Raw genomic sequence first — 21,074 nt, forward strand, 5'->3', positions numbered from 1 at the left:
TGATGAAGCCGGTGCGGGGGCACCGGCACCCTGCCCACCCGGCTGAACCCTCAGCCATGACACCCACCGAGGAGACAACATGCAACTCAAGAAGATCGCACTCGCCAGCCTGGTCGCCATGGGCGCCACACTGGCGGTCGGTTCGGCCATGGCGCAGCAACGCGTCACGGTCAACATCGGCTCCAGCCACCCCACCACCAACATCTGGGCCTTCGCCATGAAGGAAGTGTTCCAGCCCGAAGTGGACCGCCTGCTGAAGGAAGGCGGCGCCAAATACGAGGTGCGCTGGCGCGAAAACTACGGCGGCACGCTCTACAAGTTCACCGACACCCGCGCCGCCGTGCGCGACGGCATCGTGGACGTGGGCATGGTCGGCACCGTGTGGGAAAACTCCGCCATGCCGCTGCAGAACGTGACCTACTTCACCCCGTTCGCCACCACCAACCACGAGCAACTGATCGAGATCTTCGACAAGCTCAACACCACCGTGCCTGCCCTGCGCGACAGCTGGGCCGCGCAGAACATGGTGCCGTTGTCCTCGCTGATCACCGACAGCTACGACATCTACGCCACCTTCCCGGTGAAGGACATGGCCAGCCTGAAGAACAAGCGCATCAACGCGCCCGGCACCTCGGCCAACTGGCTGCGCGAGACCGGCGCCACGCCGGTGGACGGCGCGCTGACCACCTACTACACCAACATCCAGACCGGCGTGACCGATGGCGCGCTGTCGTTTGCCAGCGGCATCGGCCCGGCCCGCGTGTATGAAGTGGCGAAGAACCTGACCCGCATCGACATCGGCGCCATGTACTTCGGCAGCGTGGCGGTGAACAAGAAGGTGTTCGATGGCCTGCCCAAGGACGTGCAGGACGCGATGCTCAAGGCCGGCAAGGCCACCTCGATCGCGCACGGCAAACACGTCACCAAGACCGCCAATGCCGCGCTGGACACCATGAAGGCCGCCGGCCTGCAGATCACCGACCTGCCCCAGGCCGAGAAGGCCAAGTGGGTCAACAGCCTGCCCAACATCGTGGCGCCCTGGCTGCAAGGCACGGGCGACGCGGGCAAGCAGGTGCTCAAGGCGTACTTCGACGAGCTGCGCGCGCGTGGCGTGAAGCCCCTGCGCGACTGGGACTTGCAAAACCGCTGACCGGCCCCGCTCCCACTTGTCCGCCCGGCGGTGCTACGCGCTGCCGGGCGATCTGTCTCCCCGCTTTCACAGGTGACCTGTGCACAACGAACCTGATTTCGCCAGCGAAACCCCAGCGGTCGCCGGCCTCGCCAACCCCCTGCAGGGCGTGGCCAACTTGCTGGCCGCCGTGGGCACGGCGTGGATTTTTCTCATGATGCTGTTGATCGTGGCCGACGTTCTGGGCCGCAACTTCTTTGATGCACCCATCACCGGCGTGGCCGAGTTCGCCGCGCGCTCGGTCGCCTCCATCGTCTTTCTGCAGCTGGCCGCGGCCGTCTGCTCCGGCCGCATGACGCGCAGCGACTTCCTGTTGCGCATCATCGGCCAACGCTCGCCAGCGGCCTTCAAGGCGCTGGAGGTGTTCAACGTCGTCGTGGGCGCGATGCTGTTCTTCGCGCTGGCCTTCATCGCATGGCCCGAGCTGGTCGAGGCCATGAAGATCAAGGAGTACTTCGGCGTGCAAGGCGTCTTCACCGTCGTCACCTGGCCGTTCCGTGCCCTCATCGTGCTGGGCTCGCTGGCCGCCGCCGTGGCCTACCTCGCCTGCATTCCTTCGCTGCTGCGCCAGCCCCCATTCAACGGAGCACAGGCATGAGCGAACTGGCCATGGGCGGGCTCCTGATCGGAGCCCTGGTGTTTCTGGTGTTGTTCGGTCTGCACATCGCGGTGGCTCTCACCGCCGTGGGCTTTGCCGGCATCTGGCTCATTCGCGAAGACGTCGACATGGCCATGCGCCTGTTGTACCTCTCGGCCTACAACGGCGTGGCCGACTACATCTTCGCCACCATCCCGCTCTTCGTGCTGATGGGGCTGCTGGTCTCGATATCGAACGTCGGCAAGGACACGTTCGATGTGGCCGAAACCCTGCTGCGGCGCCTGCGCGGCGGTCTGGGCGTGGCCACCGTGGCGGCCAACACGGTGTTCGCTGCCGTCACCGGCGTGTCGATCGCGTCGGCCGCCGTGTTCACCCGCGTGGCCGTGCCCGAGATGGTGAGCCACGGCTACCGCGCCAGCTTCGCCGCCGGCACCGTGGCCGGCAGCTCGGTGCTGGGCATGATGATCCCGCCCAGCCTGCTGCTGATCATTTACGGCGTGCTGGCCGAGCAGTCCATCGGCACCCTGTTCATCGCCGGCATCATCCCCGGCTTTGCCATGGCGGCGGCCTTCGCCGCCATGATCATGCTGATGGCCCGGTTCACGCCCGGTCTGGTGTTCGACCTCAAGCGCCAGGCCCAGCTGGCCGCCGAGCGCAGCACCGCACGCCTGCTCACCACCACCGAGATGCTGGCCAAGCTGGTGCCCATTGCCGCGCTGGTGGCGCTCGTGCTCGGCGGCCTGTACTCGGGTTTCTTCACGCCCACCGAAGCCGGCGGCGTGGGTGCTTTCGGCGCCTTCGTCATCGCCATCCTGCGGCGCAAGCTGGGCGGTGGCAACCTGTGGCGCGTGCTCACCGAAACCGGCGCGGTGTCGGTGGGCATCCTGATCCTGCTGGTGGCTGCCGGTTTCTACAGCCGCATGCTGTCGGTGGCCGGTGTGCCCATGGCCATCAGCGACCTGGTGCAGGACGCGGGCCTGGGCCCTTACGGTTTCCTGTTCCTGTACGTCGTGATCCTGCTGCTGCTCGGCATGATCCTGGACTCCAGTTCCATCCTGCTGATCATGACGCCGGTGGCGGTGCCGATCGCGGCCGGTCTGGACTTCAACCTCATCCACTTCGGCATCATCACCGTCATCGCGGTGGAGATCGGCTTGCTCACACCGCCCTTCGGCATCTCGGTGTTCACCGTCAAGTCCACGCTGAACGACCCGAAGGTGTCGGTGGAGAGCATCTTCGCCGGCACCATGCCCTACGTGGGCGTGATGCTGATCGTGCTGCTGCTGATCGCCATCTTCCCGGTCATGGCGCTGGCCTTGATCTGAGCCACCCGCCCACCACCGCCGAACCGGCCTGACGACCAAGGCGATCCATCGGGGTTGCTACGATCGACGCCATGAATCGTTGAAAAGGACGCGGCATGGAGCTCAGGCACCTCAGGTATTTTTTGGCGCTGGCCTCGTCGTTGAGCTTCACGCGGGCGGCCGAACGCGTGCACGTCACCCAGTCCACGCTCTCGCACCAGATCCGCCAGCTCGAAGACGAGCTGGGCATCCCGCTCTTTGACCGCGTGGGCAAACGCGTGGCGCTCACCGAAGCGGGCGAGACCTTTCTGGCCTACGCCACCCGCGCGATCCAGGAGGTGGACCAGGGCGTGGGCGCGCTCAAGGAGGTGGGCGATGAGCTCCAGGGCCGCGTGCGGGTGGGTGCCACCCACTCCTTCAACCTGGGGTTCATTCCCGAATGCGTGGCGATCTTCATGAAGCGCCACCCCACGGTACACATGTCGGTGCAGGAGCTCAGCGCCGACAACATCGTGAGCCAGGTGCGCTCGGGCGACCTGGACCTCGGCATCTCCTACCGCCCCGCGGCCTTGAGCGGGCTGGTGTTCGAACCGCTGTACAACGAAGAGATGGTGCTGGTGGTCGGCACCGGACACCCGCTCGCGCGGCGCCGGCGCGTTCGCATGGTGGAGCTGCACCGCCAGCCCATGGTCTTGCTGCCCAGGGAATTCGCCACGCGCACGCTGCTCGATGAGTGTTTTGTGGCCAGCGGGGCCGAACCCCGGGTGGTGGCCGAGATGAACACGGTCAACCCCATGTTGTCGCTGGTCGAGCGCATCGAGATCGCCACCATCGTCTCGGGCGGCGTGGTGCCGCCGGGCCGCGCGCTCAAGGCGATTCCGATCGAGAGCCCCACGCCGATCCGCACGCCCGGCATCCTGCGCCGCAAGGCGGACCACCCCTCGCCCGAGGTGCGTTCGTTTTCGGCGATCGTTCGAAAGCTCGGCTTCAACAGCAGCCTGCCCAAGGGCGGCTGACACCCGTCGGGCCAAAAAAAAACCGCCCCCGAAGGAGCGGCTTTGCCGAGCGGGGCCGCTCAGTCCAGGGTGATGTTCTTGGCCTTGACGATGCGACCAAAGATCTCGGCATCGCGGCGCACCATCGACGCCATCTCGGCGCGCGACACGCCCAGGGGTTCGACGTTCAGGGCGCGGATGCGCTTCTGCATCTCGGGGTCGTTGGCGGCCTCCACCATCACGCTGTTGAAGCGGGTCAACACGGCGGCCGGCGTGGCCGACGCGGCCCAGATGCCGTGCCACGAGCTCACGCTCAGGCCGGGCACCACTTCAGACAAGGTGGGCACGTCGGGAATCGACGGGTGGCGCGTGGTGTCCGAGTAGGCCAGGGCCTTGGCACGACCGCTGGCGATCAGGGGCGATGCGGTGGCGATGGGTTCCATGAGCGTGTCCACCTGGCCTCCGAGCAAATCGGCCACGGGGCTGGCGCGGTAAGGCACGTGCAGCATGTCGATCTTGGCTTCTTCCTTGAGCCACTCCACGATCAGGTGCGACGGGCTGCCCGCACCATACGAGGCGTGCGAATACACACCGGGCTTGACCTTGGCCGCAGCGACCAGGTCGCGGATCGTCTTTGACGGGAAGTTCGGGTTGGTGATGAGCACCAGGCCCTGGCGCATGGTGGTGGCCACCGGCACCAGATCCTTCTCCGGATCAAATGGGAGCTTGGAGTAGATGAACGGGTTGATGGTGAACGCCGTCGAGAGGTTGTAGAGGAAGGTGTAGCCGTCGGCCGGGGCCTTGGCCACGATGTCGGTGGACAGGTTGCCCGCTGCGCCCGGCTTGTTGTCAACAAGGACCGGCACGCCGAGTTTCTTGGACGCGTAGTCGCCGTACATCCGGGCAAAGATGTCGGGCGGTGTGCCGGCGGCAAAGCCGACCACGATGCGGATGGGTTTGGTGGGCCAGTCGGTGTTCTGGGCACCGGCCAGGCTGCATGCCAGACCCAGCACAAGGCCGCCGAGCAATTTGATCTTCGAGCGCATGGAAGTTGTCTCCTGTTTTGGGCTGAGCCCGTCTATGGTTGAAAGAAAGCAAGCGGGAACCGGACACGGGCGGGCGATCCTCCTTCAGGACGCCACACCGGAAAGCACCTTGGGCCGTGGCGCGCGTTTCATGCGTGTGCCCCGAAGCCGTCGGGCAACACACCGTCGTACTGCAGCTCACGCGTGGCCTGGTACGACAGCGCAAAACCGCTGGGCTGCTCGGCCTCTTCGGCCAGGTGGGCAATGAGGCCGGCGGTGCGCGCCAGGATGGGCACACCGCGCAGCGACACCACCGGAAAACCCACACCCATGAGCACCGCGGGAATCGCAGCCGACACGTTCATGCGCAGGTCGCGGCCGACGATGCCGGGGATCACACGCTCCAGCGCCTGGGCGATGTGCACGTAGCGCAAGTCGGCGCCGGCCTGGGTGGCCACTTCGATGAGGCGGTCCACGCGCGGGTCGCGCGCCTTGTGCAGCGGATGTCCGTAGCCCGGAATGGCGCGGCGGGCAGTCTTGAGTTCGATGATGGCCTCGGTCGCCGCGTCGTCCAGGGACACGCCGGCGTCCATGCGCGCGGCCACACTGGCAAACAGGCGCCCCGCCGTCTCGGAGGCGCCCAGGATCACCGATCCGCAGCCCAGGATGCCGGCGGCCACCGCGCCTTGCAACGCATCGGGGGCGGCCGCAAAGGTCATGCGGCTGGCCTGCACGCTGGGCACAAAGCCGTGCTCGGCGATCGCCACCAGGGTCGCGTTCAGCACGGCGCTGCAGGCGGCGTCGGGCTTGCGACCGGTGAGCAGCAGGAAGAAGTAGTCCGCAAAGGACAGGTGGCCGATCAGGTCCTGGCACAAGTCCTGGCCGCGCACGACGATGGTGTTTTCGTCGGAGGTGCAGATGGCCGTGCGGGGAACGGTTTCTTTGCCGATTTTCATGGGGTGTCCTCTTCAGGCGGCCTGGGGTTCGAGGTGGAAGTCGTAGTGGGCAGACCAGTAGGTGCTGTCCATCACACGACCATCGGGGGCCTGGCCGGCGGGGTGCGATTCGTACTCCACGATCAGGCTGGGGCGAACGCCGAACACCGCATCGGAATCGAGGTACGGGCTGTTGGCCACGAACAGGTGGGTGGTCACCGGCACGTGCCCGGTGGCGGACACCACCATGTGGATGTGACCGGGGCGGTTGGGGTGGCGCCCCATGCCGTCGAGCATGCGACCCACCGGGCCGTCGACCGGCACCGGGTAGTAAGAGGGCCGGATGGACCAGAACCAGTAGCGGCCCTCGTCGTCGGTTCGGATGCGCGCACGCGCGGCCATGCCGGCACCAGCGATCTGCATGTCGTAGTTGCCTTCGCCGTCACCCGACCAGATGTCGAGCAAGGCGCCCTTGAGCGGCTGGCCGGCGGTGTCGAAGATGCGTCCGCTGTAGAAGGTGGGCTCGCCCACCACACCCTCGGCAATGTTGGCGCCCAGCGGCTGCTCGGGCGCGCCCTCCCAGTAGTAGGGGCCCTGCACGGTGGCGTGGGTGGCCTCGGTGGCGCTCAGGCGGGCGCGGTCCTTGGCCATGGCACGCGCCTGGTCCAGCATCACCACCATCATCGACGCGCCCAGTGTGTCGGACAGCAGGATGAACTCCTGGCGTTTGTCGTCACACGCCTGCCCCACCGCCGTGAGGAACTGGATGCCGTTCATCCACTCGTCGGGCTTCAGGTCCACATCGCGGATGAATGCGTGCAGGTGCTTGATCAGCGAGCCCATCACCTGCGCGAAGCGCGGATCGGTGGCACCGCTCAGGCGCTCCAGCACGGCCTGGGTCAGTTCGTTTTCGTTCGATGGATTCATGTTGTCTCTCTTGGCGTTGTTGTGTCTGTGATCTCAGGCCACGCTCGGGCTGGGCGTGCGCAGGCGTTGGCGTATGGGTTCGACGATGGCGTCGTTGTCGGCGCCCAGCGTGGGAGGCGCCGTGACCTCGAGCGCACGCTCGCCGTCAAAGCTCACCGGCGAGCGGATGGTGTGCCATTCCCCGCCCTCGGGGTGGGGCGCGCTCACCTTCAGCTGCAGGTGCTTCGCCTGCGGATCCTGCATGGCTTCCTGGGTGTCGTACATCGGGGCGTGCGGCACGTCTTCAGCCTCCAGGCGCTGGCACCAGGTGGCGCGGTCGTGCTGGCGAAACAGGCCGCCCAGCAGCACGATCAGTTCGTCCTGGTGGGCGATGCGCGCGTCGCGCGTGGCAAAGCGCGCGTCGTCGAACAGCGTGGGGCGCTCGATGGCGTTGGCCAGGCCCTGCCAGAACTTCTCGGGCGATGACATGTGCAGGGCGATCCACAAACCGTCGGCGCACTCCAGCACGTAAGACTGCGAAACGCTCGGGCGGCTGAACGGACCCATGATCTCGTTCTCGGAAAAGAAGTGGGTGAAGGCATCGAGGTTGAAGTGGCACATGGCCTCCAGCATCGACACCTCGACCTTGCGGCCCACACCGGTGCGACTGCGCTCCACCAGCGCGCCCAGGATGCCGTAGGCGGCGTAGATGCCGGTCATGGCGTCGGCCACCGCCGGGCCCACCACGCGTGGGTTGCCGGGGTTGACCAGCAGCTTGAGGAAACCGCTGGCGGCCTGCGCCACCGAGTCGTAGGCGGGGCGGCCCGCGGCGGGCCCGGTCTGGCCGAAGCCGCTGATGGCGCAGTAGATGAGACGGGGATTGAGTTCGCGCAGGCGCGCGTCGCCCGCACCGAGGCGGTCCGCCGCACCCGGGCGGAAGTTCTGGATGTACACATCCACGTCCTTCACCAGCTCGTCGAACACGGCCGCGTCCTGCGGCAGTTTCGGGTTGAGCGTGATGCTGCGCTTGTTGCGGTTGTAGGTCTGGAAATGCGGGCTGTAGAGCCCGCCCTTGAACGAGCGGAACGGGTCACCCGTGCCCGGCTGCTCCAGCTTGATCACCTCGGCGCCGAGGTCAGCCAGGAACATGCCCGCAGCCGGTCCGGTGATGAACGTGCCTTGCTCCAGCACCCGGATGCCGCTGAGGACTTTGTGCATGCGCTTGTCTCCTGTTTGATCTGTGGCCTGTGTGGCCTGGGGGCGACTGTAGGGGCGAAGGTCCACACTTGAAAGTGATTGTTTTTCATGAACTCGATCGATGCCATCGATCCATGAAGGCCGGACCTTCGCGACCCCACCCGGGCGCGATACGGCCTACAGCAGCGCGCGCACCACCGCCAACACACCCTGCTCGAACCCGCGCGGTTCGCCATCGGTCACCAGCAGGATCACGCGCCGCCAGCCGGGGTGTTGCTGCGCATCGACCCGGCCGCAGGCTATGTGGTGCTCGCCGCGCGTGACGCCTCGGAAGCCCTGGAACGCTTCTGCGCGGCTTTGCCTGCGGCGATGTGGACTACGTGGTCAAGTCGCTGCGCATTCCCGCGGCACCAGCGGTATGCCGATCCGATTCCGCAGCAGTAATCGTTGGCGTTGGCGTTGGCGTTGGCGACTTGAATTGACTGATACACGTCAATCTTGCTGCGATAAGCCAGCAAGTCCTTGTGGGTTCATTTGAACGGTCAGCGGATGCCCGCACGCAGAAAACTCTGGACGAAGTGCCGTTGAAACAGCAGAAAGGCCACCAGCAGGGGCGCGCTGGAGATCAGCGTTGCGGCGTTGATGATGGCCCAGTCGATGCCTTGGTCCGTGCCGGCAAACACCGACAGCCCGACCGTCAAGGGACGTGTCTCCACCGAGTTGGACATCACCAGGGGCCAGAGAAAGTTGTTCCAGTGGTAGCTCACGGAGACCAGGGCATAGGCCAGATAGACCGGTGTGGCGAGCGGGATGTACACGCGCCACAGCACGCCCATGGCGCCACAGCCCTCGACGCGCGCGGCCTCTTCCAGTTCCTTGGGAACGGTCTTGAACGTCTGGCGCAGCAGAAAAATGCCGAAGGCCGACGCCATGTAGGGCAAGGCCATGGCGCTCAGCGTGTCCGTGAGGCCAAGCTGGTGCAAGGTGCGGTAGTTCTCCACCAGCACCACGTCGGGCATCACCATGAGCTGCACCAGCACCAGACCAAAGGCGATGTCGCGGCCCGGAAACGAGAAGCGCGCAAACGCATAAGCGGCCAGGGTGCACAAGACCATCTGCCCGACGAGGATGCCGCTCACCAGCGCAAAGGTGTTGAGGAAATAGCGCGGGAAAGGCGCGGCCGCCCAGGCCGCACGGAAGTTGTCCAGCGTGAGCGGTGCCAGCAGGTCAAAACGGGCCGAAAACTCGGTGGCGTGGAACGCCGACCAGACCGCATAGAGCAAGGGCAGCAGCCACAGCATGGCCAGCGTCCAGGCGCCGGCGGTATTCAGCCATGTGTCGGTGCGACTCGGGTTCAACATGTGGCGCGCGTCATTGGTAGTGCGTTCGGCGCTCAAGCAGGCCGAACTGCAGCAACGCCAGCAGGGCCAGCACGGCCAGCAGCACCGCGGTGAGCGCGGCGGCGTAGCCGGCGTCCCAAAACTTGAAGCCGGTCTCGTAGATGTGGAACAGCAGCAGCGAGCTGGCGTTGTCGGGTCCGCCGCGCGTCATCACGACGATGTGGTCGATCAGGCGGAAGGCGTTGATCACCGCATTGACCAGCACGAACAGCGTGGTGGGCATGAGCAGCGGAAATGTGACGCGCCAGAAGAACTGCCAGCGGCCACATCCCTCCAGCGCAGCGGCCTCGCGCAGCTCGGGCGACTGCTGCTGCAGCGCGGCGAGGTAGAAGATCATGAAGAAACCGGCCTCCTTCCACACCGCCACCACCATCACCGCGCCCAGCACCGTCTCGCGCGAGCCCAGCCAGTTGTGGGCTGCGCCGCCGACCAGGCTGCGGATCTGGTCGAGCAGGCCGTAGTCGGGCGTGTAGAAAAACAGCCAGATGTTGGCCACCGCGATCATGGGCAGCACGGTGGGCGTGAAATAGGCCAGCCGCAGCAGGGCACGGCCGGCCAGCTTGCGGTCCACCCACAGCGCCATGACGATCGACAGCGCAATCGCCGGCACGATGGTGCCCAGCGCGTACCAGGCGTTGTTGAACAGCGAGGTCCAGAACACCGGGTCGTCGGCCAGCGCGCGGTAGTTGTCGATGCCGATCCAGCGCGCGGGGCGGTTGGGCCGGGCGGTGCTGAACAGACTGTGCCACAGCGTGGCCACCGCCGGGTAGTGCGTGAACGCGAGCAGCAGCAGCGCTGCTGGCAGCAGCAAGAGCCAGCCCACAACGGCGCTGCGACGATCAAGCATCACAACACCCGGCCGTGCTTCAGCGGTACGGCCGCAGAATGCGGTCGGCTTCTCGCTGGGCGTCTTGCAGGGCCTGCTGCGCTGGCTTGGCGCCGGTGAGCGCAGCCTGCAGGCCGTCGTTGAGCGCCTTGGTCACGCGCTGGTTTTCGTGGGTCGAGAGTTCGGCCACGGCGTGCTTGAGTTGATCGCGCGCCACGATGGGTGCGGGGAAGTCGGTCAGGTACTTCTTCATCTCAGGGGTGTCCCAGGCTGCGGGGCTCACGGCCACATAGCCGGTGGCAATGGCCCATTCCGCCGCGCGCTTCGGCGAGGTCATCCACTGGATGAATTTCATCGACGCCTCGCGCTCGGCCGCGCTGGACTTCTTGAAGACGTAGAAGTTGCCACCACCCGTGGGCGTGCCGCGTTGTTTGCCGGCCGGCAGCATGGCCACGCCAAAGTCGAACTTGGCGTTGCTGCGGATGTTGGTCAGGTTGCCGGTGGTGGTCCAGATCATGGCCGCCTTGCGCTCGAAGAAGTCCTTGGGCGTTGTGCCCCACTCCACCACGCCGGGAGGGTGAACCTTGTGCTTCTGCGACAGGTCCATCCAGAATTGCAGAGCCTGCACGACCTCGGGCTTGTCGTAGTAGGTCTGGGTGCCGGCGGGGTTCATGAGCTGCGCGCCGTTCTGGGTGGTGAAACCCTGGAACAGCCAGTAGGGAAAGCCCGAGGAAGGCACCTGCACGCCCCAGGTGCTGACATTGCCGGCGGCGTCCCGTTTGGTGAGCTTCTGGCCGAAGTCCACCAGCTCGCTCCAGTTCTGCGGTGGCTTGTTCGGGTCCAGGCCGGCTTCCTTGAACAGGTCCTTGTTCCAGTACATCACCACGGTGGAGCGCTGGAACGGAATGCCCCAGGTCTTGCCGCCGGTCTGGCTGTTCTGCATGAAGCCGGGGTAGAAGCTGTTCATCCAGGTCTTGTCGGCTTCGGTCTTGGCCATCTCGTCGAAGGGCACCAGCACATCTTCATCGATCAGGGTGTACATGTCGGTGGAGAGCATCACCGCGATGTGGGGCGCGTCGCCGCCCTTGGCTGCGGTCAACACCTTGGTGATGGTGTCCTGGTAGCTGCCCGAATACACCGGCTTGATCTTGATGCCGGGGTGTTCCTTCTCGAAGTCGGCGGCCATGCCGTCGATGATCCTGGTGACCGGCCCGCCCACGGCGACCGGGTAGTAGAAGCTCAGTTCCTGCGCAAAGGCAGGCAGGCTCAGGGTCGCGCTCAGGGCAGCGCCGGCAAGGCTCAGGGTCCAGGGTTTCATGGTTTCTCCTCAGGGTTGGGTAAGTCGCAGACCGCTGTCGCGGTCAAAGGGGTGCAAGGCAGCGTCGGGCCAGCCCAGGCCGACCGTGTCGCCTTTGCGGGGCAGTTGGTGGCCGTCGGCGCGCAGCACCAGGCGCACCGAACCCGCCTCACAAATCAAGAGACTCTCGGCGCCCAGGTACTCCACGGCCACCACGCGGGCGGGCATGCCCTCAAGGGCGGACAGCAGACGCATCTGCTCGGGGCGCACGCCCCACAAGGCATCGCCCTTCGGCGAAGGAAACAGGTTCATCGCAGGGGCGCCGATGAAGCCGGCCACGAAGGTGCTGGCTGGGCGCTCATACAAGTCTTGCGGCGTGCCCTGTTGCTCAATGCGTCCCGCGCGCATCAGCACCACGCGGTCGGCCATGGTCATGGCCTCGGTCTGGTCGTGGGTGACGTAGATCATCGTGATGCCCAGGCGCTGCTGCAGTTCGCGGATCTCACTGCGCATTTGCTGGCGCAGCTGCGCATCCAGGTTGGACAGAGGCTCGTCCATCAGGCACACCGGCGCCTGGGCCACGATGGCCCGGCCCAGCGCCACCCGCTGGCGCTGGCCGCCCGAGAGCTGCGAGGGTTTGCGGTCGAGCAAGGCCTGCAAGCCCAGAAGCTCCGCCGTGTGCGCCAGTCGCCGCGCGCGCTCGGCCTTGTCGACGCGGCGCACCGTGAGGCCGAAGACGATGTTCTCGGCCACAGTGAGGTGGGGAAACAGCGCGTAGTTCTGGAACACCATGGCAATGCCTCGCTCGGCGGCTGGCGCGTGCGTGACGTCGACGCCTCCGATGACGATGCGACCGGCATCGGGCTGCTCCAGCGCCGCGATCAGGCGCAGCGTGGTGCTCTTGCCGCAGCCCGAGGGCCCGAGCAAGGCAACGAACTCGCCCGCCTCGGCCACGAGATTCACATCCTGCACCGCGGCGTGGTCGCCGAAGCGCTTGGCGATGCCGTGCAGTTCGACGCGGCTCATGCGACGTGCACCTGCGGCCGAGTCTGCTTCAGGAGCGCGCGGAACGCCGCGACGGGTCGCTCGTCGATGAAGAGGTGGTCCATGTCCGCCAGGCGTCCGCCTCTGGCCATGGCCGCGCGTCCGAACTTGCTCGCATCGGCCACCAGCAACGACTGTCGGCAGTTCAGCCGCATGGCTTCGCGGGCGGCCACTTCGGCCGGGTCGAAGTCCAGCAGCATGCCATCGGCATCGATGCCACCCACGCCGAACACCGCGAAGTCGGTCTTGAATCCGTTGAAACAACGCACGGCCGCCTCACCCACCACGTCCAGATCGGCCGGACGCAGAAAACCGCCGGCCACCGCGATCTCCAGCTCGTCGCCGCCGGCCAGCGCAAACACCACGCGCAGGCTGTTCGTCACCACGCGCAGGCGTTTGTGGGAGCGCAATGCCAGCGCAACCTGGTGCGGCGTGGTGCCCAGGCCGATCGACACCGAAGCGCCATTTGGAATGAATGCCGCCACCGCAGCCGCGATGCGCCGCTTGCCTTCGAGCTGCTGGTCCTGGCGCGCCTCATAGGGCAGATTGACGCCCTTGACCGGCAGCGTGACACCTCCGTGCACGCGGCGCAGGAGTCCGAGTTCGCTGAGGTGGTTCACACCGCGACGGATGGTCTGCGGCGTGACATCGAACTGGCGCGCCAGCTCGTTGATGTCCACCAGACCCCGACCTTTCACCAGGTCCAGGATCTGCTGGGCACGGGAGCCCTGCTTCAGTTCCAGCATGTTCGAATGAATGCGTCTGGCAAGTTCATACGAACAGCGTAGAAGCCGAATGTGACCTGTTGATGTCACTCAGGTCATTGCATTTCGGGTTCCAATGCGGGGCCCTTCAGGAGAACACCACCGTGCTTGTGCAACTGACAGACCCTCACATCGTCGCGCCCGGGCGCCTGCTCATGGACCGCATCGACACCCCCGCTCTGCTGGCCAGCGCCGTGGCGAGTGTGCGAGCCCTTCAACCGCCCGCCACTGCCGTGGTGCTCACCGGCGACCTGGTCGACCGGGGCAACGCCGACGAGTACGCGCACCTTCAGCGACTGCTGGAGCCGCTGACCTGCCCTGTCTGGCTGATGCCTGGCAATCACGACTCGGTCGCAGCGATGCGCCTGGCATTTCCGGACCACACGGAGCTGAGGCCCGTGAACGATGAGGCGCTCTCGCCCTACGTGCTGTGGGTGCGCGAGGTGGCCGGCATGCGCCTCATCGCGCTGGACACGGTGGTCGCAGGAGCGGCCCACGGCTCGTTGTGCGAACACCGCCTCGCCTGGCTGGACCGTACGTTGGGCGTGGAGCCGCAACAGCCCACGATCGTGGCCATGCACCACCCACCGTTTGCCACCGGCATCGGGCACATGGATGGCATCGGCCTGCGCGAAGGCTTCGATGCCTTGGCCGACGTGCTGCGCCGACACCCTCAGGTCGAGCGCGTGATTTGCGGACACCTGCACCGCCCCATCGTTCGGCGCTTTGGTGGAACGATTGCCATGACGGTGCCGTCCACGGCGCACCAGATCGTGCTCGATCTGCGCACAGATGGACCACCCGCCTACCGACGCGAGCCCCCCGGTTATGCGCTGCACGCAATCGTGGGAGGAACGGTGGTTACACATGGGGCCAACGTGGGTGAGTATGGGCCTGCAGAGCTATACGCTTGATCGCGGGCCGCGAAATCTGCTGGTCACCGTCTCCGGCAACGAGCGCGTGGGAGTGTCATAAAAACTTCATGAAGGCTATCAATTTCATAGCTTCAAGCCCATGACAACCGGGGAATTCAGGCACTTTAACCAGATCATAAAAACTCAAGATGGTGTGGATTGAGTCGATATCCAAACCAAGCCATCAACTGTTGAACCTCAAACCTCACTGACTCTTCACCATGAACTGGATCTCACACATCTCCACGCGAGCCAAGCTCATCCTGTTGGTCGGCGCATGCGCGCTGGGCATCGCCGTCGTTGCCATCACCGCGCTGCGCGGCCTCCAGCAGGCCGTCGGTGCAGGTGAACAGCTCGCACAACAGGAGGTCTCAACCGTGCAGGTGTTGGGTGATCTGCGCGCGAACGTGGGGAATATGCGCCGCCTTGAAAAGGACATGTTCCTCAACCTCGCAGATGAGGAAGCACTGAACCACGATCACAGACTGTGGCGCGAACAAGTTGCCCTGGGAGCTCAGCGAGTTGAAGACCTTCGCCCCCTGCTGAGTTCCGAAGAGCGGCCGCTGACCGATGATTTGATCGCCGCGTTGGCGGGCTATTCGAAAGTTGTTGAATCCATCCATGTGGGTATCACCCGAGGTGAGGTGAATGACCCTTGGCGAGCCAACCAGGCACTTGAACCTGCCTTGGTACAGGTGCGCTCCATCGATGAGGCGCTGGGCACCATCAGCAACAAGGTGTCAGCGCGCGTGGCAGTGACGACAACCCAGTTGTCGACGATTCAGAAAAGCGCGATTCAACTCACGCTTCTTGCGTCGGTCGCATCACTCTCCGTGATGCTGGTGCTGGGGTACGCCATCGGTCATCGCATCATCCTGCCGCTAGGCGCGGCTGCCGCAGCCATTGAACGAGTGGCTGAGGGTGATCTCGGCACGCGGGTGAGCTCTGGAGGATCGGATGAGATGGGTCGCGTCCTCGGCGGCATTCAGCGCATGCAGGACAACCTCGGAATGCTCGTGACGGAAATTCGTGATGGCGTGCAGAGCATCAACGCGGCGTCGTTGGAAATTGCAACGGGCAACCAAGACCTGAGTGCTCGCACAGTGCAGTCGGCAACCAGCCTGCAGCAAACCTCCGCCAGCATGGAGAAGCTCACCAGCACGGTGCGCCAGAGCGCCGATGCCGCACGACAGGCCAATGAACTGGCGTCCAGCGCGGCGGCGATCGCCGCGCGCGGTGGCCGGGTGGTGGGACAAGTGGTTGCCACCATGGACGAAATCAATCACAGCAGCAAGAAGATCAGCGACATCATCGGCGTTATCGATGGAATCGCCTTTCAGACCAACATCCTTGCCTTGAACGCGGCGGTGGAAGCGGCGCGTGCTGGCGAGCAGGGTCGCGGCTTCGCCGTCGTGGCTGGAGAAGTGCGCAACCTCGCGCAACGCAGCGCGCAGGCGGCCAAGGAGATCAAGGGGCTGATCGGGGCGAGCGTGGACAAAGTGGAGGCAGGCAGCAAGTTGGTTGCAGACGCTGGGCTGACGATGAGCGAGATCGTCGGTTCGGTGCAGCGTGTCTCGGACATGATTGGCGAGATCACCGCTGCGGCATCAGAGCAAAGCGATGGCATCGGGCATGTCAACACAGCGGTCAGCCAGTTGGACAAGATCACGCACCAGAACGCGGCATTGGTTCAAGAAAGCGCCGCCGCTGCGCAAAGCATGCAGGATCAAGCCACTCGGCTCTCGGCAACCATGGGCCGTTTTTCAACCGTTGCAAGTTGACCTGCATCCGTTCGAATGCTGTGAGGGAGACCCGGGGATGAGTGGGATTCTTCTGCACGGCCTTCAAGCCACGCGCGACCCATAAATGCGAAGGCGTCTCGCCTGATTCACGTCTTGGTCACAGGGCACCGGCACGCTCTGCTGCATGCAGAACCTGACACCCTACACACTCCCCACACCGGCTGTGGCCCTGCTGAACCTGGATATCAGGTGCTTTCGGTGGATAGGGGCCGGCCGGCCGGATCGACCAAAACGGCTGCACCTTGCGATCCAGTTTGCGCGCTGGAGTTGGGTGCCCTTGCTGGCCGTGATCAGCGGAACCCTCGCCTTCAGAGACCACATGCTCCCACCCGTGCTGACCGCCCTGTTGAGTGCTGGCGTGCTGCAACTGCTGGTCAAACGTGCTTCAAAACGGTGGTGCGCGAAGCGCCCTTTTGCCGTCGGTCTGTGCGACAACCACCTGGGCCATTCGGACCGGGGCGGCATGCCCAGCACTCATGCAGCCGTCATGGGCTGTGTGGCGGGAGCCCTGATGCCGTGGGTGGGCGTCGGCTCCGAGTTGGTGTTGATACCTGTGATCGCGGTGCTCACGGGCTGGGCCCGCGTTCATGCCGGTGCTCATTTTCCTTCGGACGTGGTCGCCGGCCTGTTGATGGGCATGGCATTTGGCTGGGGAACGAGCCACTGGTTGTGATCGTTCGGCGGGGCCGGCGGGAAACGCAATCCGCCTCCCACCGGTCAATCGAACAACCGCTCACCGGCGCGGAACTGTCACTTCTTGCTGCGTCGGCGCTGCGTCGCGGCACCCATCAGGAGCAGGCCTGCCAGCAGCATGGCGTACGTTTCGGGCTCCGGCACGGGTGCTGTCAGCACAAACAGGCGCGAGTTGGCTGTGCCGGAGTCCTCGGCCACCAGGTACAGGTTGCCCAGATCGTCGACCGTCACACCTTCGATGGCCTGGCTGGTGATGCCCGCCAAGTTCAGGCTGCTCAGCACCTGCCCGCTTCGTGTCACTTCCAGCAGCCTGCGCGAATCCAGGCTGAGGATCAGCAGGTTGTCGGCGCCGTCGGTGCCCGCCAGTGCCGAAACAGGTGAGAGTGTCTGCACATCGGACAGGCTGGTCACGCCCAGCAGCGCCGGATCAAACAAGGCACCCATGGTGGACGCACCGGTGGTGAAGTCCAGTGTGCCGCCCAACACGGCCTGAGGCAAGGCCTGCTTCACAGACACAAAGCTGCCGTCGCGGGCATCGTACGAAAGGCCTTCAAGACCGTTGTTGCCCACACTGCCGCTGCCGATCGAGGACGAAGGCGCGGTGGCCAGATTGGCGCTGCCGCCTGCCACGTAGGTGAATCTGAAAGCATCCTGCAGGCGCTCTTCGGCCACCACCAGAACGCCGTTGCCCAGGTAGGTCAGGCCTTCGGAGTCGCGGTTGGTGCTGGTGGTGGGCCAGCCGAGGTTGGTGCCGCCACTGAACGACATGCTGCTCAGCGTCTGGCCAGTGAGAGAAATCTCGACCACGCCTGTGCCTTCATCGCCCACGAAAAACAGCGTACCGTTCGTACCGCGATCGCGGGCGAACGTGATGGCAGAGGCTTCCAGGCCCGACACGCCGTTACCCGGGTTGGCGTCCAGCGTGTAGTTGCCTGTGACCTGGTAGGCCGACAGATTGATGCTGGTGGCCGCAAATGCATTGAAGCCGAGCGCGCAGGACGCGGCCAGCAAGGTTGAAATCAGTTTCATGGCAGCTCCCGGTGACGCTCAAGCCTGGCGGCGGCGGATGGCTGCACCCATCAGGCCCAGGCCAGCGAGCAACATGGCGTAGGTTTCGGGTTCGGGGACCAGGGAGGGCGAGCCGATCTCGAGGCCTGAAGCGATCACAAACGCGCCATTGGTGCCCGCTGTGCTGAGCGTGCTCAAGGTCACGTTGTTCAAGCCGGCCGAGTTGTCGAACGTCTGATAGGGCGACGAGGCGTCGGATGCACCGAAGTCAACACGGGCTTGAAGTGCGCCCGCTGCGTTGAAGATGTTCACCGCGTCGCCACCAGTGCCAAAACCAATGCCGGAACCGCTGTAGGTGCCGACCACCACGCCTGCAAAGGATGGGGAACCGAACCAGTTGCTCAGGAAGCTGCCGGCGGTCGCTGCGCTGCCTTCGATGAAGACCACCGACTGGCCTGCACCGATGCTGGACACACCGGTCAGCGCCAGCGCAGAGCCAAATGCATTCGAGTTGTCGTCCACTTTCCAGCCGGTGATGTCGACAGCGGAAGTGCCAAAGTTGGTCAGCTCGAACCAGTCGGCTGACACCACGGAGTTGCCGCTGCTCCAGGGCGCGACTTCGGTGATGCGGACCTGCGCCGTGGCGGCTGTGGCCGTGAGGACAAGCGCAGACAACAGGGCGGACAGGGAGAGTGAGGAACGCAGCGACATGGTGACCCTTGAAAAGGTGGTGGAATGAAATGGCGACGCCGCCGTGCACGGCCTGCCAAGACTAAGCAGGAAGTGCAACGGCGGTTTGAAGGAGTTCCCTCGGTGGAATGGTCCGAATGGACCATTCCCGAGGAAGGCCGACGGCCAACGCGCGCGCAAGGCGCCCGGGCGCTGAACTCAGCCCTGGCGGCGACGGCGCGTGATCCAGCCCACCATGCCCAGACCGCTGAGCAGCATGGCCAGGGTCTCCGGCTCCGGCACGGCCGACGTCACGGTGATGTTCAGGCTGTCGCCCACATTCAGGCCCGCAATGGTCCAGTTCACACCACCATTGCCGAGCGGGTCACCGATTTCAATGTCATAGAACTCCGCCGGCGAAAACGTGACGATGGCATCTGCGCCGTTGAACACAATGTTGCTGCTGCCACCGAAGTTGCGCGTCACGGTGCCCAGGTTGCCGAAGCTGCCCGAACTCAGGCCGAACGTGTAGCGGTCGATGCCCCCGCCCGTGTAGTTGCGCAGCACAGCGTTGAAGGACAGGCCGCCCAGCACATCGGCCGCGTCAATCGTGTAGCCCAGCGTGGCCGATGTGAGCGACGAGAAGTCGATGTCGAAGGCGATCAGACCATCGGTGCTGAAGTCTGCAACGTCGGCTGAGGTGCTGCCAACAACACCGGTGAAGGTGGCGGCTTGAGCAGGAGCAAGGCCGGCCAGCGAGGCCGCCGCAACCAGGGCGAGAAGGTGTTTGTTCATGGTGGTCGGTTTTCTGTTGAGATGGTTCAAAGGGTGCCCTTGCTCCACGGGCCGGTGATGGCCAGCGTGACGCCGGTGTAGATGTTCACGAACAGCACACGGCCATCGGGGCTGAACACGCTGCCGGCCCATTCGGTGTTGAGCTGGTTGCCGCTGTTGGCACCCGTCTTGCCCACCGCGTCGAGCTGGGCGCGCGTGAAGTTGTAGTTGTTCTTGGCGAAGATGTAGCTGCGGCCGTTGGGCGCCAGCACCTTGAGGTGTTGCGACGCAATGGGGGCGCTGGTGGGGCTTCCGTCGCCACCGTCTTCGTTGAACAGCAAGCCGCCGCGTGGGCTGATGCAGATGTTGTCGGGCGAGTTGCCCACCACACGATCGCGGCTCACGAAGATGGCCTTGAGCACCATGGTGGCCAGGTCCAGCGACCAGATCACGCCGGCGCGCGCCGGTGTCGTGGCGGTGGCAGAGCCGGTGGCCTTGTCGGTGAAGAACACCACGCCGTTGGCAACCCAGCAGCCTTCGTTGGCACCGAAGATGGCGCCACCGTTGGCATAGGCGCCGCGAAACGGGCCGCTGCCGGTGACGGTGCTGACGGTGGTGGTGATGGACGCGCGGTCCGCATCTGGATCGGCCACTTCAACCCACTCGCACTGGAATTCCTGGCACAGCGTGGGGAAGCGCAGATCGGCGCCAGGCTGACCGGTCACGGCCAGACCTTGCATGCGACCTCCTTCGTGCAGCGAGCCCAGGCCACCGTTGATGTTGTTGGGCAGGAAACGGTACAAGGTGTTCGCGTTGCCCGCGTCTTCGGTGAGATACCAGTATCCGGTGTCGAGGTCGAGGGCACTGGCCTCGTGCGCCATGCGGCCCATGTCGATGATGGGGTTCACGTTGGCCGCGCTCTGGCTGGTGTCGGCCGGGATCTCGAAGATGTAGCCGTGCTTCTTGCCGGTGGTGCTGATGCTGTTGCTGCCGATTTCCTCGTTGCTGAGCCAGCTGCCCCAGCTCGACGAACCGCCCGCGCAGGGGCGGTAGATGCCACCGAAAGATGCGTAGCTCTCCACCCAGTTGCCATCGCGGAACACCAGGTTGGTGTTGCCACCGATCTGGTAGCTGCCGCCCGTGAGGCCGGTGTCGTACTTGGCCACGTTGGCGCGGCCGTTGCCGATCACGTTGTTCACGTTGGTGGACAACGACTGCTCGTGGTTGCGCACGAGGATGATCTCATTGCTGCGGCCCACACGTCGAGACACCACCACACCCATGCCGTCGTGCGCACCTGGCGTTGGCAAGCCATCGCTCATGATGTCGCCGCGCCAGCCGTAGCTCTTGTAGGTGAAGCCAGCCGGCAGCTCGATCAGAGGCAGGCCGGTGGTCAGGTCTTTCACCGGCGCCGTGGGGCCGTAAGGGCTGGCCATCAGTGAGGAAGCATCGGCCGGCGCGCAGTTGGCGCCGTAGCCCTGGTCGATGGTGTTGGCCATCGCCGTAACAGGGCCGGTGAACGCTGCCGTGATGGCCGCAGCGCCTCCGCCGATCAGCAGATTGCGGCGGGAAAGTTCGGGAATTTGGTCGGACATGGGGCTGACTCTTTCGGTGGTTGAAGACAGCCACAAGCTTGCTGTGGTGTGTTGAAACCGCAGTGACATGCCCGCTGACGTTTGGACCTGCTCTTTGACAGCGCTTCACACTGCATGAGCCGATCGGCTCATGCCGGAG

General features: G+C 65.0%; 20 protein-coding genes. 7 read left to right on the forward strand and 13 right to left on the reverse strand.

Going from position 1 to position 21,074, the window contains the following annotated elements:
- Positions 1-79: 79 nt before the first annotated feature.
- The 4 genes from ASE11_RS22475 to ASE11_RS22490 all read left to right on the forward strand — a co-directional run bounded on the left by ASE11_RS22475 (position 80) and on the right by ASE11_RS22490 (position 4,107).
- Complete coding sequence (locus tag ASE11_RS22475) at positions 80-1,150, forward strand: C4-dicarboxylate TRAP transporter substrate-binding protein (protein ID WP_056277089.1); 1,071 nt, start codon at positions 80-82, stop codon at positions 1,148-1,150.
- A 79-nt stretch (positions 1,151-1,229) separates the two neighbouring features.
- Positions 1,230-1,787 carry a TRAP transporter small permease subunit gene (locus ASE11_RS22480; RefSeq protein WP_056277092.1) on the forward strand — a complete coding sequence of 186 codons (558 nt, stop codon included), beginning with the start codon at positions 1,230-1,232 and terminating at the stop codon, positions 1,785-1,787.
- Positions 1,784-3,112: a TRAP transporter large permease gene (locus ASE11_RS22485; protein WP_056277095.1), complete on the forward strand. Its 1,329-nt coding sequence runs from the start codon at positions 1,784-1,786 to the stop codon at positions 3,110-3,112. Before ASE11_RS22480 ends, ASE11_RS22485 begins: the two co-directional genes overlap by 4 nt.
- A gap of 95 nt (positions 3,113-3,207) precedes the next feature.
- Entirely contained in the window at positions 3,208-4,107 is a 900-nt protein-coding gene (locus tag ASE11_RS22490; protein WP_056277097.1) for a LysR substrate-binding domain-containing protein, read from the forward strand.
- A gap of 59 nt (positions 4,108-4,166) precedes the next feature.
- Here ASE11_RS22490 and ASE11_RS22495 read toward each other — a convergent pair whose 3' ends face one another.
- The 9 genes from ASE11_RS22495 to ASE11_RS22535 form a co-directional block, all read right to left on the reverse strand.
- Positions 4,167-5,132, reverse strand: a complete 966-nt coding sequence (locus ASE11_RS22495) for a Bug family tripartite tricarboxylate transporter substrate binding protein (protein WP_056277099.1) — start codon at positions 5,130-5,132, stop codon at positions 4,167-4,169.
- A gap of 128 nt (positions 5,133-5,260) precedes the next feature.
- Positions 5,261-6,067, reverse strand: coding sequence for a citryl-CoA lyase (locus ASE11_RS22500; protein ID WP_056277102.1), 807 nt, complete (start codon positions 6,065-6,067; stop codon positions 5,261-5,263).
- A 12-nt stretch (positions 6,068-6,079) separates the two neighbouring features.
- Positions 6,080-6,973: a dioxygenase gene (locus ASE11_RS22505; protein ID WP_056277104.1), complete on the reverse strand. Its 894-nt coding sequence runs from the start codon at positions 6,971-6,973 to the stop codon at positions 6,080-6,082.
- A gap of 33 nt (positions 6,974-7,006) precedes the next feature.
- Positions 7,007-8,170: a CaiB/BaiF CoA transferase family protein gene (locus ASE11_RS22510; RefSeq protein ID WP_056277107.1), complete on the reverse strand. Its 1,164-nt coding sequence runs from the start codon at positions 8,168-8,170 to the stop codon at positions 7,007-7,009.
- Between the two features lie 521 nt (positions 8,171-8,691).
- Positions 8,692-9,510: a carbohydrate ABC transporter permease gene (locus tag ASE11_RS22515; protein ID WP_056277109.1), complete on the reverse strand. Its 819-nt coding sequence runs from the start codon at positions 9,508-9,510 to the stop codon at positions 8,692-8,694.
- A 10-nt stretch (positions 9,511-9,520) separates the two neighbouring features.
- A complete protein-coding gene (locus tag ASE11_RS22520; protein ID WP_056277113.1) occupies positions 9,521-10,396 on the reverse strand; it encodes a carbohydrate ABC transporter permease in 876 nt (291 codons plus the stop codon).
- Positions 10,397-10,415: 19 nt separating this feature from the next.
- On the reverse strand, positions 10,416-11,693 hold the full coding sequence (locus ASE11_RS22525) for an ABC transporter substrate-binding protein (protein ID WP_056277116.1): 1,278 nt from the start codon (positions 11,691-11,693) through the stop codon (positions 10,416-10,418).
- Positions 11,694-11,702: 9 nt separating this feature from the next.
- A complete protein-coding gene (locus ASE11_RS22530; protein ID WP_056277118.1) occupies positions 11,703-12,698 on the reverse strand; it encodes an ABC transporter ATP-binding protein in 996 nt (331 codons plus the stop codon).
- Positions 12,695-13,462, reverse strand: a complete 768-nt coding sequence (locus ASE11_RS22535) for a DeoR/GlpR family DNA-binding transcription regulator (protein WP_056277121.1) — start codon at positions 13,460-13,462, stop codon at positions 12,695-12,697. Before ASE11_RS22535 ends, ASE11_RS22530 begins: the two co-directional genes overlap by 4 nt.
- 62 nt (positions 13,463-13,524) lie before the next feature.
- Between ASE11_RS22535 and ASE11_RS22540 the strand changes: the two genes are divergently transcribed.
- The 3 genes from ASE11_RS22540 (at position 13,525) to ASE11_RS26185 (ending at position 16,869) form a co-directional block, all read left to right on the forward strand.
- Entirely contained in the window at positions 13,525-14,394 is an 870-nt protein-coding gene (locus tag ASE11_RS22540; protein WP_056277123.1) for a phosphodiesterase, read from the forward strand.
- A gap of 221 nt (positions 14,395-14,615) precedes the next feature.
- On the forward strand, positions 14,616-16,175 hold the full coding sequence (locus tag ASE11_RS27025; protein WP_056277126.1) for a methyl-accepting chemotaxis protein: 1,560 nt from the start codon (positions 14,616-14,618) through the stop codon (positions 16,173-16,175).
- A 340-nt stretch (positions 16,176-16,515) separates the two neighbouring features.
- Positions 16,516-16,869 carry a phosphatase PAP2 family protein gene (locus ASE11_RS26185; RefSeq protein ID WP_162258083.1) on the forward strand — a complete coding sequence of 118 codons (354 nt, stop codon included), beginning with the start codon at positions 16,516-16,518 and terminating at the stop codon, positions 16,867-16,869.
- Between the two features lie 77 nt (positions 16,870-16,946).
- Here ASE11_RS26185 and ASE11_RS22555 read toward each other — a convergent pair whose 3' ends face one another.
- The 4 genes from ASE11_RS22555 to ASE11_RS22570 all read right to left on the reverse strand — a co-directional run bounded on the left by ASE11_RS22555 (position 16,947) and on the right by ASE11_RS22570 (position 20,935).
- Positions 16,947-17,918 (reverse strand): SdiA-regulated domain-containing protein, encoded by a 972-nt coding sequence (locus ASE11_RS22555; protein WP_056277132.1) that lies wholly within the window; start codon positions 17,916-17,918, stop codon positions 16,947-16,949.
- Positions 17,919-17,936: 18 nt separating this feature from the next.
- Entirely contained in the window at positions 17,937-18,608 is a 672-nt protein-coding gene (locus ASE11_RS22560) for a lamin tail domain-containing protein (protein ID WP_156406456.1), read from the reverse strand.
- Positions 18,609-18,785: 177 nt separating this feature from the next.
- Positions 18,786-19,361 carry a PEP-CTERM sorting domain-containing protein gene (locus tag ASE11_RS22565; protein WP_056277135.1) on the reverse strand — a complete coding sequence of 192 codons (576 nt, stop codon included), beginning with the start codon at positions 19,359-19,361 and terminating at the stop codon, positions 18,786-18,788.
- A gap of 26 nt (positions 19,362-19,387) precedes the next feature.
- Positions 19,388-20,935, reverse strand: a complete 1,548-nt coding sequence (locus ASE11_RS22570) for an alkaline phosphatase PhoX (RefSeq protein WP_056277138.1) — start codon at positions 20,933-20,935, stop codon at positions 19,388-19,390.
- Positions 20,936-21,074: the final 139 nt, after the last annotated feature.

It is taken from the genome of Hydrogenophaga sp. Root209 (genome assembly GCF_001428625.1).
GTDB lineage: Bacteria > Pseudomonadota > Gammaproteobacteria > Burkholderiales > Burkholderiaceae_C > Hydrogenophaga.

Coding starts and splice junctions, on each gene's coding strand:
- ASE11_RS22570 (WP_056277138.1), bottom strand. CDS start 20,935: ATGTCCGACCAAATTCCCGAACTTTCCCGCCGCAATCTGCTGATCGGC.
- ASE11_RS22530 (WP_056277118.1), bottom strand. CDS start 12,698: ATGAGCCGCGTCGAACTGCACGGCATCGCCAAGCGCTTCGGCGACCAC.
- ASE11_RS22555 (WP_056277132.1), bottom strand. CDS start 17,918: ATGAAACTGATTTCAACCTTGCTGGCCGCGTCCTGCGCGCTCGGCTTC.
- ASE11_RS22525 (WP_056277116.1), bottom strand. CDS start 11,693: ATGAAACCCTGGACCCTGAGCCTTGCCGGCGCTGCCCTGAGCGCGACC.
- ASE11_RS22490 (WP_056277097.1), top strand. CDS start 3,208: ATGGAGCTCAGGCACCTCAGGTATTTTTTGGCGCTGGCCTCGTCGTTG.
- ASE11_RS22485 (WP_056277095.1), top strand. CDS start 1,784: ATGAGCGAACTGGCCATGGGCGGGCTCCTGATCGGAGCCCTGGTGTTT.
- ASE11_RS22565 (WP_056277135.1), bottom strand. CDS start 19,361: ATGAACAAACACCTTCTCGCCCTGGTTGCGGCGGCCTCGCTGGCCGGC.
- ASE11_RS22510 (WP_056277107.1), bottom strand. CDS start 8,170: ATGCACAAAGTCCTCAGCGGCATCCGGGTGCTGGAGCAAGGCACGTTC.
- ASE11_RS22475 (WP_056277089.1), top strand. CDS start 80: ATGCAACTCAAGAAGATCGCACTCGCCAGCCTGGTCGCCATGGGCGCC.
- ASE11_RS22495 (WP_056277099.1), bottom strand. CDS start 5,132: ATGCGCTCGAAGATCAAATTGCTCGGCGGCCTTGTGCTGGGTCTGGCA.
- ASE11_RS27025 (WP_056277126.1), top strand. CDS start 14,616: ATGAACTGGATCTCACACATCTCCACGCGAGCCAAGCTCATCCTGTTG.
- ASE11_RS22560 (WP_156406456.1), bottom strand. CDS start 18,608: ATGTCGCTGCGTTCCTCACTCTCCCTGTCCGCCCTGTTGTCTGCGCTT.
- ASE11_RS22520 (WP_056277113.1), bottom strand. CDS start 10,396: ATGCTTGATCGTCGCAGCGCCGTTGTGGGCTGGCTCTTGCTGCTGCCA.
- ASE11_RS22515 (WP_056277109.1), bottom strand. CDS start 9,510: ATGTTGAACCCGAGTCGCACCGACACATGGCTGAATACCGCCGGCGCC.
- ASE11_RS22505 (WP_056277104.1), bottom strand. CDS start 6,973: ATGAATCCATCGAACGAAAACGAACTGACCCAGGCCGTGCTGGAGCGC.
- ASE11_RS22535 (WP_056277121.1), bottom strand. CDS start 13,462: ATGCTGGAACTGAAGCAGGGCTCCCGTGCCCAGCAGATCCTGGACCTG.
- ASE11_RS22500 (WP_056277102.1), bottom strand. CDS start 6,067: ATGAAAATCGGCAAAGAAACCGTTCCCCGCACGGCCATCTGCACCTCC.
- ASE11_RS22540 (WP_056277123.1), top strand. CDS start 13,525: ATGTCACTCAGGTCATTGCATTTCGGGTTCCAATGCGGGGCCCTTCAG.
- ASE11_RS26185 (WP_162258083.1), top strand. CDS start 16,516: ATGCTCCCACCCGTGCTGACCGCCCTGTTGAGTGCTGGCGTGCTGCAA.